At 35.0% G+C, this 14,674-nt stretch carries 15 protein-coding genes; 12 read left to right on the top strand and 3 right to left on the bottom strand.

Annotated features, from left to right (window positions below):
• The first annotated feature begins 33 nt into the window (after positions 1–33).
• The 5 genes from lysS (at position 34) to tsaE (ending at position 4,672) form a co-directional block, all read left to right on the top strand.
• Positions 34–1,770: a lysine--tRNA ligase gene (gene lysS / locus MVE07_RS09185; RefSeq protein WP_297456638.1), complete on the top strand. Its 1,737-nt coding sequence runs from the start codon at positions 34–36 to the stop codon at positions 1,768–1,770.
• A 64-nt stretch (positions 1,771–1,834) separates the two neighbouring features.
• Positions 1,835–2,782 carry an ADP-ribosylglycohydrolase family protein gene (locus MVE07_RS09180; RefSeq protein WP_297456636.1) on the top strand — a complete coding sequence of 316 codons (948 nt, stop codon included), beginning with the start codon at positions 1,835–1,837 and terminating at the stop codon, positions 2,780–2,782.
• Positions 2,783–2,795: 13 nt separating this feature from the next.
• Positions 2,796–3,050: an RNA chaperone Hfq gene (hfq, locus tag MVE07_RS09175; protein WP_297456633.1), complete on the top strand. Its 255-nt coding sequence runs from the start codon at positions 2,796–2,798 to the stop codon at positions 3,048–3,050.
• 82 nt (positions 3,051–3,132) lie between these two features.
• Positions 3,133–4,170 carry a cytochrome-c peroxidase gene (locus MVE07_RS09170; RefSeq protein ID WP_297456630.1) on the top strand — a complete coding sequence of 346 codons (1,038 nt, stop codon included), beginning with the start codon at positions 3,133–3,135 and terminating at the stop codon, positions 4,168–4,170.
• 43 nt (positions 4,171–4,213) lie between these two features.
• On the top strand, positions 4,214–4,672 hold the full coding sequence (gene tsaE / locus MVE07_RS09165; RefSeq protein ID WP_297456627.1) for a tRNA (adenosine(37)-N6)-threonylcarbamoyltransferase complex ATPase subunit type 1 TsaE: 459 nt from the start codon (positions 4,214–4,216) through the stop codon (positions 4,670–4,672).
• Between the two features lie 348 nt (positions 4,673–5,020).
• On the opposite strand, the gene MVE07_RS09160 is transcribed toward tsaE, so the two are convergent.
• From MVE07_RS09160 to ffh, 3 genes are read right to left on the bottom strand one after another with little or no spacing between them, the layout of a single operon-like run.
• Entirely contained in the window at positions 5,021–5,260 is a 240-nt protein-coding gene (locus MVE07_RS09160) for a KH domain-containing protein (RefSeq protein WP_012676045.1), read from the bottom strand.
• Between the two features lie 34 nt (positions 5,261–5,294).
• Positions 5,295–5,543 (bottom strand): 30S ribosomal protein S16, encoded by a 249-nt coding sequence (gene rpsP, locus MVE07_RS09155; RefSeq protein ID WP_297456622.1) that lies wholly within the window; start codon positions 5,541–5,543, stop codon positions 5,295–5,297.
• A 20-nt stretch (positions 5,544–5,563) separates the two neighbouring features.
• Entirely contained in the window at positions 5,564–6,892 is a 1,329-nt protein-coding gene (gene ffh, locus MVE07_RS09150) for a signal recognition particle protein (protein ID WP_297456619.1), read from the bottom strand.
• A gap of 177 nt (positions 6,893–7,069) precedes the next feature.
• Here ffh and MVE07_RS09145 point away from each other — a divergent pair, with 177 nt between their 5' ends.
• The 7 genes from MVE07_RS09145 (at position 7,070) to MVE07_RS09115 (ending at position 14,637) form a co-directional block, all read left to right on the top strand.
• The gene (locus MVE07_RS09145; RefSeq protein WP_297456616.1) at positions 7,070–8,281 is read left to right on the top strand and encodes a pitrilysin family protein; all 1,212 of its coding nucleotides are present in this window, start codon (positions 7,070–7,072) and stop codon (positions 8,279–8,281) included.
• A gap of 13 nt (positions 8,282–8,294) precedes the next feature.
• Positions 8,295–9,128: a polyamine aminopropyltransferase gene (gene speE / locus MVE07_RS09140; protein ID WP_297456614.1), complete on the top strand. Its 834-nt coding sequence runs from the start codon at positions 8,295–8,297 to the stop codon at positions 9,126–9,128.
• Positions 9,129–9,140: 12 nt separating this feature from the next.
• Positions 9,141–10,217, top strand: a complete 1,077-nt coding sequence (locus MVE07_RS09135; protein WP_297456611.1) for a bis-aminopropyl spermidine synthase family protein — start codon at positions 9,141–9,143, stop codon at positions 10,215–10,217.
• A 122-nt stretch (positions 10,218–10,339) separates the two neighbouring features.
• The gene (locus MVE07_RS09130; protein WP_297456608.1) at positions 10,340–12,412 is read left to right on the top strand and encodes a molybdopterin-dependent oxidoreductase; all 2,073 of its coding nucleotides are present in this window, start codon (positions 10,340–10,342) and stop codon (positions 12,410–12,412) included.
• 72 nt (positions 12,413–12,484) lie between these two features.
• Positions 12,485–13,225 (top strand): hypothetical protein, encoded by a 741-nt coding sequence (locus MVE07_RS09125; protein ID WP_297456605.1) that lies wholly within the window; start codon positions 12,485–12,487, stop codon positions 13,223–13,225.
• Positions 13,226–13,285: 60 nt separating this feature from the next.
• Positions 13,286–14,011, top strand: coding sequence for a type IX secretion system membrane protein PorP/SprF (locus MVE07_RS09120; protein ID WP_297456602.1), 726 nt, complete (start codon positions 13,286–13,288; stop codon positions 14,009–14,011).
• A complete protein-coding gene (locus MVE07_RS09115; protein WP_297456599.1) occupies positions 14,008–14,637 on the top strand; it encodes a response regulator transcription factor in 630 nt (209 codons plus the stop codon). Before MVE07_RS09120 ends, MVE07_RS09115 begins: the two co-directional genes overlap by 4 nt.
• Positions 14,638–14,674: the final 37 nt, after the last annotated feature.

The following is a 14,674-nucleotide window of genomic DNA, read 5'->3' as shown; positions in this document are numbered from 1 at the left end:
TTTAAGTTTGTCAAAAACTTTTGGAGGAAATTAATGCCTGAAGAAATTATAGAAAGCAGAAAACAGCTTATAGAGCAGATGAAAAAAGAAGGGAAAAATCCATATCCTCACAAATTTGAGGTAACAACCACCTTGGATAAGATAAGGGAAAAGTATGAAAAACCTGTTCCTGAAGATGAGTTTACAATAAAAGGAAGAATTAAAAGGGTTTCTAAAAGGGAAGATAAGTATGTTATAAGGCTTGCTGACTTTAATGAGCCTGTTGAGATACAGGTTATAATTCCACAATTGGCAGGTAAATTTGCACCAAATCAAGAAGTCGCCTTTAAAGGAAAACTTAAAAGGATTGATGGAAAACTTACACTTGTTGCTGAGGAAATAGCCTCTGTAGAAAATGCACAGGATGTTCATCAGGTAAAATCCCAATTTGACCTTGACCCAAACAGAGAACAGGTTTCTGTAGCCGGTAGACTTATCGCTCTCAGAGACCAGGGGAAAGCTGCCTTTGGACATATTCAGGATGCAGATGGAAAACTGCAGGTTTATTTCAGAAAGGACACCTTAGGTGAGGAAAAATATCAGGAGGCAATGAATATCCTTGATGTTGGAGATATTATCGGAGTTAAGGGTGAGCTTTTCAGAACTATGACAGGTGAGCTTACAGTTGAGATTAAAGATTTTCAACTTCTGGCAAAATCACTCAGGGCTTTACCTGAAAAATGGCACGGTTTAAAGGATGTAGAACTTAGATACAGGCATAGATATATTGACCTTATAGCAAATCCGAAAGCAAGGGAAATTTTTAAGATTAGGTCAAAGGCTATAAAAAGTCTAAGGGAATATCTGGAAAGCAAAGGTTTTATGGAAGTAGAAACACCTATTCTCCAAACTGTTGCTTCCGGGGCTATGGCAAAGCCATTCATAACTCATCATAATGCACTTGATATGGATATGTATCTCAGAATAGCCCCTGAGCTGTATCTAAAGATGCTTGTTGTTGGAGGATTTAACAGGGTTTATGAAATTGGTAGAAACTTCAGAAATGAAGGTATTGATACCACCCATAACCCTGAATTTACAATGGTTGAATTTTACGGAGCATACCTTGATTATAATGACCTTATGGATATGACAGAAGAGTTATTCAGAAAAATTCTTATGGATACAGTAGGAACACTGAAAATAACATGGGAGGGACAAGAATTAGACTTTTCAAAACCGTTTAGAAGATTACCATTTTTTGATGCATTAAAAGAAAAAACAGGTAAAGATAAAGAATTTTTCCTTGATGAAGAAAAGGCAAGGACTTTCGCAAAAGAAGTTGGAATACCAAGAGCAGAAGAACTCACACACCTTAAGCTTTTAGACAAACTGTTTGAACACTTTATAGAAGAAGAACTTATTCAACCTACATTTGTTATAGATTTTCCAAAAATCCTTTCACCACTGGCAAAAACCCATAGAAATGACCCTGACCTTGTTGAAAGATTTGAATTAATCGTTAATAAACAAGAACTTGCCAATGCATACACAGAGTTAAACGACCCAGAAGACCAAAGGGAGAGATTCCTGCAACAGCTTAAAGAAAAGGCTGCAGGCGATGAAGAAGCAATGGATATAGATGAGAACTTCCTTATGGCACTGGAGTATGGTCTGCCTCCAACAGGTGGAGAAGGTATCGGAATAGATAGACTTATTATGATGCTTACAGATAGTTCATCAATAAGAGAAGTTATTCTCTTTCCAACATTAAGACCGGAGAAAGAATAATCTCTGGTCTTTCTCTTACAAACTCATTAAATTTAAATTTTAGAAAAAAAGTCAGAGGAAGAAATTGAAAAACAAATTTAGAGGAGCCCTTGTAGGTGCTGCAGTTGGCGATAGCATGGGGATGTGTGTTGAAGAAATCCCTATGGATGAAGTTATATTACATTATGGAGATAAAATAACCGAGATATGCAAACCTCATCCAGCATCCCCGGCGTCATTTCTAAAGCCTGGAGAAACATCCAGTGAATTTGAACTGGTAAAAATTGTGGCAGAATCCCTTGCAGATAAAGGTAGATTAGATATAAGGGATATTATAGAAAGATATATAGACTGGTATGAAAAGGAAGAGCTCCATAGCTATGTAGACCCTTCTTTTCTTGTCGCAATAGAAGCTCTCAAAGAAGGAAGGGATATTGGGAGAGGTGGAAGTTCTGTTGAAGGGACACTACCGGCAATTCCTATAGGAATGTATCATTACACAAATCCTATTCTCGCTGTTGAAGGAACGAAGGCAGTAGTTATGCTTACACATAGAAATGAGATAGCTCTTGATGCAGCTTCTATACTTGCCGTTGCTATCGGAGAGCTTTTACAGGGAAGATTTTATCTTGAAGATGAATATGGTTATTTTATAGAGCTTTTAAAAACATTTGTTAAGCAAAAAGAAACAAAATTTTATCTGGATAGGGTAAAAACACTTTTAGATAAAGATGCATCTTATGATGATGCTATTGATGAACTGGGAAATGGTTCCTTTGCACTGGAAGCTGTATCACAGGCTCTATTCATATTTCTAAAGACTCCGGAAAATACCGAAAGTGTAATTATCCATGCTGTTAACTCATATGGAAATTATGGTGGAGATACAGATTCAATAGGCTTAATAGCAGGTGCTTTCGCAGGTGCTTATAATGGGGAGGAAACAATTCCTGCAATATGGAAAACAAAACTTGTAAAATATAAAGATATAGTAAAACTGGCAGACCGACTTTATAAAGTAGCACAACACTAAAAGAGGTGAAGAAATGGCAAAGAAAAAAGGAAGACTGCAGGAACAATTTTTGAACGCAATCAGAAAAAACAGAGTTAGGGTAAATATCTATCTAGTAAATGGAGTGAAATTAGAAGGAAAAATAAGATATTTTGACCCATTTACAATTTTACTAAAAGAAGGTCCAAGGCAAGTTTTAGTATATAAACATGCAATCACAACAGTTATTCCAAAACAGGAAATAGAGTTTACATACGAAGAACAGGAAGAACAGACAGAAAGCCAATAATTAAAATCCTCCTATATTTCTTGACAGTTTCCTTTTTTGTTTTTATACTTAATAGTAATAATTATCATTAAGGAGGATGAAAATGAGGAGCCTGAAATTAGCAATAGCTGCGGTCGGAGCTGTTGCAGTATCTGCTTTTGCATCTGATGCAGACCTGCTTAAACAGGCAAGAACTTATTTCAAACCATTACCAAAAGAAATTCCAGCACCTAAAGACAATCCAACAACACCTGAAAAAGTAGAATTAGGTAAGAAACTTTATTACGACCCAAGATTATCCCTTAGTGGAGTTATAAGCTGTAATACCTGCCATAACCTTGCAACCTATGGTGTTGATGGTGTTCCAACAGCACTTGGACACAAATTCAGAACAGGTGGAAGAAACTCTCCTACTGTTTTAAATGCAGGATTCCATATTGCACAATTCTGGGATGGAAGGGCAAAAACCCTTGAAGACCAGGCAAAAGGTCCAATACTTGCCCATGTTGAAATGGCAATGCCAAATCCTGATTTTGTAGTTCAAAAGGTTCAATCTATTCCCGGATACGTAAAAGAATTTAAAAAAGTATTCGGCGACAAGAATCCAATTACCTATGACAACATTGCAAAAGCAATAGCTGCATTTGAAAGGACACTTGTTACCCCATCAAGATTTGACAAGTTCCTGAAAGGTGATACCAATGCCTTAACTAAAAAAGAGAAAGAAGGTCTCAAACTATTTATGGAAAAAGGATGTGCAGGTTGTCACAATGGTGTTGCCGTTGGTGGAACAATGTTTGCTAAATTCGGTGTTGTAAGACCATATCCAACTCCAGACCTTGGAAAATACAAAGTTACTAAAAAAGAAGCAGACAAATATGTATTTAAAGTTCCATCCCTCAGAAATATAGAAATGACATATCCATACTTCCATGACGGTTCTGTTTGGGACTTGAAAAAAGCAGTTAAAATAATGGGTGAAACACAGCTTGGTATTGAACTTACAAATGATGAGATTGACAAAATTGTTGCATTCCTGAAATCCCTTACAGGAGAAGTTCCAAAAGAAGCAAGAACAATGCCTGTTCTCCCACCATCTTCAGACTATACACCAAAACCAAAACTCAAAATACATGATTAAAATAAAAGCCCCTTTTGGGGCTTTTTGATTTAAAATACTATTTATGAAAGTCCAGATAAACTCTTTAAAAGAACTTAAACAGCTTACAAACAGGCTTGCAAACTGCCTTAAAGGAAATGAGATAATATTGCTGCAAGGAAATCTGGCTGCAGGAAAAACCACTTTTACCCGTTATCTTGTCTCTTCTATTGACCCATCTGTAGAAGATGAGGTTAACTCTCCTACTTTTTCAATTATGAATGAGTATGAAACATCAAAGTTCCCTATATATCACATAGATCTATATAGAGTGAAGGATTTTGATTTTACAGATGTTTTGGGAAATGGGATTGTTATTGTTGAATGGGCAGAAAAAAAGCTAAAAAATGAATTAAGCCAGTATACAAACTTACCGGTTATTTTTATAAAAATATATGTTGAAAATGATGAAATACGGCTGTTTGATATAGATTTTATCAATGCAGACTATCTAAAAGAATGTATTTCCACGCTTTATAGTTAAAATAGACCAAAACAGGGAAATTATTTCAGGATAAAATAACTGCCTAAACCTTTTTCTCTTTATCAGTGAGATACAGGCAACATATATTCTTAAATTCTTCCCTGAGGGATACAGCGAACAAGGATTAAGACTGTAAATAGTGCAAAACTTTTGTAAAGCATAAAGCTAACTGTTTTAAGAGCGAATAGACTTAAAAATCTTTTTGAAACAGAAAGAAATCTTAATTCAAGGATATATAAGGTTAAAAATTCCCCTGAGATTAACAGAGAATGTGTTTAAGGTGAAGTGAAATCTCCCCCGTATTTATGCTTACAATACTGAAAAAAGGGGCAAAAGCCCCTGTATTTATTATTCTAAAATCTCTAATACTGCTCTTTTGTTTTGTTTTCTTGCAACAGCAGCAAGTAAAGTTCTGATAGCTCTTGCTGTTCTTCCTTGTCTTCCAATAACTTTCCCAAGGTCTTCAGGAGCAACTTTTAATTCAATAACAGTTGTTTTTTCACCTTCAATTTCCTTAACTTCCACTTTGTCCGGGTGGTCTACCAGTGATTTTGCCACGAACTCTACCAGTTCCTGTAATTTGCTCATTGAACTTCCCTCCGTTTAGATTTTCTGTTTCAGATTAAGGTTTTGCTGTCTCTTCCAATCCAAACTGTTTTAATATTTTTAAAGCTCTTTCTGTAGGCTGTGCACCTTTTGCAAGCCATTCTTTTGCTTTTTCTACATTAATATTTCCTGTTTTTAATATTGGGTCATAAGTTCCAATATAGTCAATATACTTAGATTCTCTTGGTGCTCTGCTATCCATTACAACCATTCTGTAAACTGGATGCTTCTTTCTTCCTGCTCTTGAAAGTCTTATCCTTACCAAGTTTTCACTACCTCCTGTTATTAAAATGGTAAATTAGGCATATTGAACGGAAGTTTCATTTTACCAGATTTTTTGAATTTTTTCATCATTTTCTTCATTTCTTTATATTGTTTTAGCACTCTGTTTACATCCATTATTGTTGTTCCACTACCCCTTGCTATTCTCCTTTTTCTACTTCCATTGATTATGTGGGGATTTGCCCTTTCTTCAGGGGTCATTGAGTTAATTATAGCCTCTATTTTGATAAACTGTTTTTCGTCAACTTTAAGGTCTTTTATTTTTGAACCTATTCCTGGAATCATTTTTAATACATTTTCAAGGGGTCCTAAGTTTCTAATCATCTGGAGTTGTTCCCTCAGGTCATCAAGGGTAAATTCGGCGTTCATTACCCTTTTTGCCATTTCTTGAGCTTTTTCTTCATCTATAGCAGCCTGCATTTTTTCCATTAAGGTTTGAATATCACCAAGTCCCAGGATTCTCTGAGCTATTCTGTCAGGATGGAAAGGCTCAAAATCTTCTATTTTTTCACCGACACCGATGAATTTAATAGGAACTCCTAAAACTTTTCTGACAGAAAGGGCTATACCACCTTTTGCATCACCATCCAGTTTTGTAAGGATTACCCCTGTTAATCCCAGTCTTTTGTGGAATTCCTCTGCTGTGTTTATTGCATCCTGACCCTGCATTGCATCTGCAACATACAGGATTTCTGCAGGGTTAACTTTTTCTTTTATTTTGACAAGTTCATCCATTAATTCTTCATCAATATGAAGACGACCGGCTGTATCAAGGATTATATGTGATAAACCTGCGTCTTTAGCTTTTTGGATTACCTTTTCTGTAAGTCGGACGGCGTCTTTTTCTTCTTCATCTATAAAGCATGGAACACCAATAGTTTCTGCAAGTGTGCATAACTGTCTTCCGGCTGCAGGTCTTCTAACGTCTGTTGATACAACTCCTACTGCATATCCTTTTGATTTAAGCCATCTTGCAAGTTTACCTGCTGTAGTTGTTTTACCTGTTCCCTGAAGACCTACAAGCATTATAACTGTAGGAGGTTTTTCCGATTTATTAAGAGGAGCTTCTTCACCTAATATATTCAGTAGTTCATCATAGATAAGTTTTATTACTGTTTCACCGGCATTAAGCCCTTTTATTACTTCCTGACCTACTAATTTTTGTTTAACATCATTTAAAAATTGTTTTACAACGTCTATATTTACATCAGCTTCTAATAATGCTCTTCTTATGTCTTTAAGAGCTTCATCTATTGTTTTTTCATCAAGTTTTTTTACCCTTTTTAATTTTTCAACAACATTACTAAATTTTTCTGTTAGAAGCTCAAACAACTTTCACACCCCTTTTCAGATTTAATGATTTAAAATAAATATTATCACATAACTGTGGTTTAATTGATTAAATATTGTTGGAAATTAGGATTTTTCAAGTTTTGAGGTGGATTGATGTTATATAGAATTTTTCTGTTTTTTCTTTTATTAATACTTCCGGTTTTTGGGGAGGAAAAGGTGATTAAGAATATTTTGCCAAACAGCGTAACTATTTTGTTTAAACAGACAGAAGGAGAAGGTATTATTGCCGGGACGGTTTTTATCAAGGGTGGTTCCCTTGAAGACCCTAAAGGAAAAAAAGGTCTTACAAATTTAACGTTAGCACTTCTCCTTAAAGGTAGTAAAAATTTCTCTGCTTATCAGATAAACAAAGTTTTTGAAGATAGCGGAGGATATATCTCAACTTCTGTTGGAGAGGAATACTCAACAATAGAGTTTGCTTTAAGGGTAAAGGATTTTCAAAAAGGCATGGAAGTTATAAAAGATATGATTTATAACCCTCTTTTCCCTGAAGATAAACTTCAGATGGAAAAAAGAAATGTTATTGCCCAGATAAGAGCTAAGAAAGAAGAAGGATTTTCTTATGCCTTCGATGCCCTCAGAAAAGAAATGTATAAGGGAACCCCATACCAGTATTCTCCCCTTGGGACAGAGGAAGATGTTTCAAAAATTACTATTAAAGATATCCAAAAAAGATGGAAACAGCTTTTAAATGGTAAGAGATTTGTGGTTTCTATAGTTGGAGATATGCCTTATACTGAAGCGGAAAAGTATATAAAGGATGTTTTTGCTAAACTACCTGCAAAAGAGTATAAATTCCCCCATTATGACTACAAACTAAAAGGAAAAAAATGTAAAACCCTGAAAAGAGAAGGTGCCCAATCAACAATCCTATTTGCCTATGAAGCCCCAACAGCAACGGATAAAGAATATTTTGCGATGAAGGTTTTAAACGGAATTTTAGGGGACGGATTTACATCAAGGCTGTTTCAGGAACTTAGAGAAAAAAGAGGACTTGCTTATGCTGTGGGTTCATTTTTCCCAACAAGGAGGAATATGGGCAGACTGATAGCTTATATTGGAACAGCACCACAAAAAACGGAAGAGTCTGTAAAAGGAATAGAAGAGGTTGTAGAAAGTATAAAAAATGGGATAACCGATGATGAGATAAAAACAGCAAAGGAAAAAATTGTAGGTCATTTCCTTATGGAACATCAAACAAGAGCTAAACAATCATGGTATATAGGCTGGTTTGAGACTATGGGATTAGGTTATCAGATGGATAAAGAGTATCCACAAAGAATTAATAAGGTAACAAAAGACCAGATAATAGAAACATGGAAAAAATATATTCCTTCAGGATACAGATGTGTAATTGTAAAACCATAGGAGGTTTAGAATATTGATATGGTTCACTGAATACTGGACAGATGGTGTTGGTCTTACACTTAAAGCAGATGAAGTTAAAAAAATTAAATCAAAGTATCAGGAAATCGTTATTTTAGACACGCCACAGTTTGGGAAAGTGCTTATACTTGATGGACTGGTTCAGACAACAGAAAAAGATGAGTTTATTTACCATGAGATGCTGGCACATCCTGCTATGGTTATGCATCCAGAGCCTAAAAAAGTGCTTGTTATCGGTGGTGGAGATGGTGGAACAGTCAGAGAAGTTCTAAAACACCCATCTGTTGAGGAAGTCCACCTATGTGAAATAGATGAAGAAGTGATAATTGTTTCAGAAAAATATTTTCCAACCATATCAGAAAAATTAAAAGACCCTAAAGTAAAAATCTTTATAGAAGATGGAAATGCATTTTTAGAGGAAAAGAAAAATTACTATGATGTAATAATAATGGATTCTTCGGACCCTGTAGGAGCTTCTGAGGTGCTTTTCAGCGAAGAATTTTATAAAAAAGTAAAAGCATCCCTAAAAGATAACGGAATAATGGTTGCCCAGACTGAATCTCCAATGCTTCAAGAGGAATACTTTAAAAATGCAGTTTCCCAGATAAAAAAAGTATTTAAAAATGTTGGTATCTATCTGGCTTATGTGCCTACATATCCTTCTGGTATGTGGAGTTTTACCATCGCTTCTGATGTTATTGATATAACCGATACTTCGCAAAATGCAGAAAGGGTTAAGGAATTGAAAACTAAATACTTTTGTGATAGCATATATGCTTGTCTTTTTGCACTGCCTAAATTTGTTCAGGATATGATAAAAAAATCTTAAGGAGGTAAACAATTGGCAGAAATTTTGAAAAAGATTGCTGACAGAGCAACAGAAAAAACAAATATCAAACTTATTCTTAGAAATGTTGAAAGGGTTCTTGCTGCACTGCAAGTAACATCAGACTTCTGGAAAGTTGTTGATTACTCAGACCTTCCAGTTCCAGCAGCTTCAGAAATAGTAAAAGGTCTTATTGAAGAAGGTTTTGTTAAAGTCGAAAATGATGAGCTTTATATCACAGAAAAAGGATTTAATCTTATAAAGGAATTAAACATTCCACCTTATGTGGACTACACATGTCAGGCTTGTGAAGGAAGGGGAATTCCTTTCTATGCAAACAAAGAATGGTATAGAACATTTGTTGAACTGGCAAAAGACAGACCAAAAGCTATTCAAGAGTATGACCAGGGTTCTGTTACCCCTGAAACAACAATCTCAAGAATCCTTTTCCTTGATTCAAGGGAGGATTTAAGAAACAGAGATATCCTTGTTATGGGAGCAGAGGACGACCTTACAGGTCTCGCAGTTGCTTTAACAGGTCTTGCAAGAAGAGTTCTTATACTTGATATTGATGAAAGGTCAATTGATTTTGATAACAGAATATTCAAAGAGCTTGGAATAGACAACGCTGAGGCAATCAGATTTGACCTTAGAAATCCATTCCCAGAAGAATGGATTGGTGCCTTTGATGTATTTATAACAGATCCTCCTGAAACAGTAAAAGCATTCAAAGCATTTATCGCAAGGGGAATTGCTGCACTTAAGGGAGAGGGTTCAGCTGGATACTTTGGATTAACACTCAGAGACTCTTCTTTAAACAGATGGCAGCAGTTCCAGAAGGCTTTATTAAATGATTACGGAATGGTTATCACAGACATTGTTCAGGACTTTAACGCATATATGAATTGGGAATATCACGAAGAAACAAGAGCACAAAAAGTAGCACCTGTAAACAAAGGACCATCTGATATATGGTATCGTTCTGCATGGTATAGAATTGAGGCTATGCCAGGATTCAAAGGCGAAAACGAACAAATCAAAGATGAAGTATTCAGAGAGCTTTACTTAGACGAGGAAGGCTCAACAACATAAATCATAAGGGGCTTTAAAGCTCCTTTTTTATTTTCTTTTCATTTCAATCAGAAAAATCATATTTTATCTCCATTCTTCCAATATAATATTTTCTAATCATCTTTCCCAGAGGAGAAAAAATCTTGATTATAGATACAGTATGCACCTATTGCGGTGTAGGCTGTGATATATCCTTCAGCCTTGATGATGGTCAGATTATAAAAGCCTTTGCTAAAAAGGAAGGGGAAGTATCCCTCGGAAAACTATGTATCAAAGGCCGTAAAGGCTGGGAATATCTATATTCTCCTTATCGAATAAAAAAACCTAGAATAAAAAAAGAGTTTATACAAAAAAATAAAGAACTTTTCCCATCTTATATAAAAGACAGATTAAACACACTAATTGATTTTGATGAAAAATTTTATGAAGCAGATTTTGACCTTGCCTGTGATATAGCCGCATGGAAATTAAATCAGATAAAAGAAAAATATTCCCCCTATGCAATAGCAGGTATAGGTGGAGCAAGAACAAACTGTGAAAGTGCCTATTACTTCCAGAAATTTATTAGAAAGTATATAGGTTCTCCACATATTGACAACTGTGCCCGTGTATGCCATTCTCCATCCCTGAAAGGAATGAGAACAACCATCGGGGAAGGTGCTGCAACAAATCCTTTTAATGATATTTACAACACAGAATTTTTAATTGTGATTGGTTCAAACACAACAGAGGCACATCCAATTGTGGCTAATAGAATTTTAGATGTTGTCAGGGAAGGAATTCCCCTTGCAGTAATAGATGTCAGGGAAATTCCCCTATCAAAATTTGCCACCTATCAGCTTACCATTCCTTTTGAGACCAATCTCCTTGTCCTGAATATGATGGCAAGGGTTATTATAGAAGAAAATCTTTATAATGAACGGTTTTTAAATGAGAGGGTCAAAGGATTTGAAGAATACAAAGAAAAAATACTTAATGACCCTTATACAGACCCTGATTTGTTCCTAAAAATAAAAGGATATGAAGATCTACCGGAAAAAATACGGCAGGTTGCAAGGCTGTATGCCACAAGGAAATCCATGATACTCTGGGGGCTCGGAGTTACCGAACATATAGACGGTAGTTATACTGTAATGGCGATTACACATCTTGCCCTTTTAACAGGCAATATAGGGAAAAAAGGTGCAGGACTGATGCCACTCAGGGGACAGAATAATGTTCAGGGTGCCTGTGATATGGGATGTTTGCCATACTACGACCCGGATTACAAAACACCACAAGAAATAGGCTTGATGACCCCTGATATTATAGATGCAATTTTAGAAGGGAAAATAAAAGCCATTTATAACATAGGTGAGGATATTGCTCATATACATCCTAACCAGAATAAAATTCATAAAGCTTTAAAACAGCTTGAACTCCTTGTTGTTAATGAGTTATTTCCAAATGAGATTACAGAATATGCAGATATCATTTTTGGTGTAAAAAGTGCCTATGAAAAAGAAGGTGTTTATGTGAATGCAGAAAGGAGACTTCATCTATCCCAGCCTGTTGTATATTCAGACCTGCCAGATGATTGGCAGGTTTTAGATGAGATAGCCAAAAGAATGGGAATAAATACATCTTATAAAAACTCTGAGGATGTATGGAATGAAGTTAGGAAAGAAGCACCGGAAAGGTTTTCAGGAGCTTCTTATGAAAAACTCAAACAAAATAGACTAAGGGGCTTACAATGGCCAGTTAAAGAAGAAGATACTCCTATCCTGCATATAGACAAATTCAGGACTCCAGATGGATATGGGAAGTTTCATTATAAGCAATGGGAAAAACGGGGAATGGTTGCTGAATTGCTGGAGGAAAATGAATTTTCTGACTTTTATCTGACCACCGGAAGAGCATTAATTCACTACAACAATGCTGTCCAAACAAAAGAGTGTATATCTTTAATATCAAAAATGAATGAGGATAAGTTATTTGTAAGTGAAGAAGATAGGGAAAGACTTAATAATACTCAAAAAGCAATACTTAAATCCAAATACGGAGAATCGGAAGTTTTAAGTATTGAGTATGTTCCCTGGTTAAAAAAAGGAACCCTATATACCACATTTCACTTCGCAAAGAGTAAGATTAATTTTCTGTTTGGAGATGAATCAGATTCCTTTGTAAAAACGGCAAGATTTAAAGCTATCAAGGTTAAAATCATCCCTGTCCATTAAGATGTAATGAAAATGTAACATTTTTATCTTATTATTAATTATTAACAGAGGTTGAGGAGGGTTAATATAAAGTTGAAAAAACTCCTGATTCTTTTGATGGGTTTTTTTGTGTCTTTAGCCATAGCACAGGATAACGGAACCGGAGATTATACCCTTAAACTCCGGGAACTGATATACCAGTTCAAAAATGCCCCTGCAGACAAGAAATATATATACATGAACAAAATTAAACTTCTTATTCGCCAACTGGAAGCAGAAAAGAGACAAAAAATTTTGCAACAGGTAATACATCAAATAAAAGAAAATCAGAGGAATCAAAACAGAGAAATACCTGAGAGACACGAAAATTACAGAGATAACAACAATACAAACAGGGAACATAATAATAGGACAAAGCATTCTAACGAAAATAAACCAAACAAAAATAGAGAGCATCAAAATCATAAATCAGTTGAAAATCACCATGAAAATATAAACAGATTTAAAAATTTTGATAAAGACTTTACAAAACCTGTGTTAAGAAATATAAACTTTAAGGGTTTTATGAAGAATTTTGATAATCATAGTTATCAGTGTAGAAATATAGGGCATAAGAATTTTAATAAAGAAAAAAACAGGGAAAATAGAAAGTTTAAAGGGCATATAAATAAAAAAGAAAGAAAGCATGAATATAAACATAAAAATTTTCATAGGGAAAAAGAAAGAAAAAATAAAGACTTCAGAGACTTCAATAGGGATATTAAAAAATATAAAGATAAGTTATTGAAAAAATACAGAAATTATAAAAAAATAGATAATGTTATGAGATGGTAGTTTATATGAAAGGGGTAGTTTTTCTTGTTACACAGAATAATATTTTTGGTGTTGCTGGGGATGTTATTAAAATCTGCAATTGCTTTTACAGATACTGATTTTGACGGGGTGGAGGATAGCATAGATAAATGTCCTAATACCCCTTTTGATGTGCTGGTAAACCAGTATGGCTGTCCTGTTGAGCAGGTAAAAGAGGAAGCCGGCTGGTTTTCTGCAAAAATAGGCGGAAGCTACTACACAAATGAAGGATATGAGACTTCCTATGTTTCAGCATCTATATCTTATGGATATAAAGCCTGGTATTTCTCATTAAGTTCAAATTATTACATATATGATTCTTTTTATAAAAAAGGAGGTATGGGAAGTTCTTATATTTCCGGTAGTTATACATTCTCCACTAAAAATCTTGATATTACGCCGGGATTAACTATTAAAGTTCCTACTGCCAAGAAAGAGTTTGGAAGCAAAAATATTGATGTTTTACCTTCGATAGATGCTGATTTTTATATAGGAGATTTTGATATTTTTGCATATTACGGTTTGATCTTTAGGGGAAAATCCAGCGATAATCAGTATTCCGCATCTATAGGTGCCGGTTACCAATTAAATGACAGATTATATTTAAGCGGTTCCTATGATTTTGAAGAAGATAATAGCAAATATCTTTCTACCTTTGGAGTTTTTGATATAACAAATAAATATTTCTTAACTGTTAGTTATAGCTACGGACTTAATAAAAAAGCAATTGATAATTATTTTTCCTCACAGATTGGGGTTAGATTTTGAGTATTAAAGTGCTGCTTGTTGAGGATGATAGAACTTTGGCAGATAGTTTAAAAAAATATTTAAAATTAAGCGGGATTGAGGTGGATACTGCATATACTTATGAGGATGCTTCACAGAAAACGCTTGATACCAGATATGATGTCTATCTGGTGGATATTAACCTTCAGGATGGAAATGGGATAGAACTTGTGGAAGCACTAAAGCTTTCAGAAGACCACACTCCCGTTATTTTTATAAGTGCTTTAACTGATTTAGGAACAATCGCAAAAGGGTTTGAAGTTGGAGCGGAAGATTATATTAAAAAGCCATTTGACCCTGATGAACTTGTTATAAGAATAAAAAGCAGAGTAAAGAAAAACTCTCCTAAGGAATTAAGATACAAAGATTTGATTTATAAAGATGGAAGATTTTTTAAAAATGGAAAAGAGATAGAACTTGGGGAGGTTATGAGGAATATATTATTAATACTTCTTGAGAATAAGGGAAAAGTGGTTCCAAAGGAAACCCTTTACGATCTTATGATAAATCCTTCTCCGACGGCTTTAAGGGTGTTAATCAACAGGCTGAAAAAGAAAACAGACATTGAAATAAAGTCAGTTCGGGGACTTGGTTATGTCGTGGATTAAGTCCCCCCTACTCTCCCCCGCAACACGCTATGAGAAG

This window comes from Persephonella sp. (assembly GCF_027023985.1).
Classification (GTDB): Bacteria; Aquificota; Aquificia; order Aquificales; family Hydrogenothermaceae; genus Persephonella_A.
The sequence above is the reverse complement of the archived record's forward strand: the minus strand, read 5'-3'. Positions and strand labels throughout refer to the sequence as shown.

Excerpts from the sequence above, each read along its gene's own strand:
- lysS (WP_297456638.1), top strand. The coding sequence starts at position 34 with ATGCCTGAAGAAATTATAGAAAGCAGAAAACAGCTTATAGAGCAGATG.
- MVE07_RS09120 (WP_297456602.1), top strand. The coding sequence starts at position 13,286 with ATGTTATTAAAATCTGCAATTGCTTTTACAGATACTGATTTTGACGGG.
- MVE07_RS09170 (WP_297456630.1), top strand. The coding sequence starts at position 3,133 with ATGAGGAGCCTGAAATTAGCAATAGCTGCGGTCGGAGCTGTTGCAGTA.
- tsaE (WP_297456627.1), top strand. The coding sequence starts at position 4,214 with ATGAAAGTCCAGATAAACTCTTTAAAAGAACTTAAACAGCTTACAAAC.
- MVE07_RS09160 (WP_012676045.1), bottom strand. The coding sequence starts at position 5,260 with ATGAGCAAATTACAGGAACTGGTAGAGTTCGTGGCAAAATCACTGGTA.
- hfq (WP_297456633.1), top strand. The coding sequence starts at position 2,796 with ATGGCAAAGAAAAAAGGAAGACTGCAGGAACAATTTTTGAACGCAATC.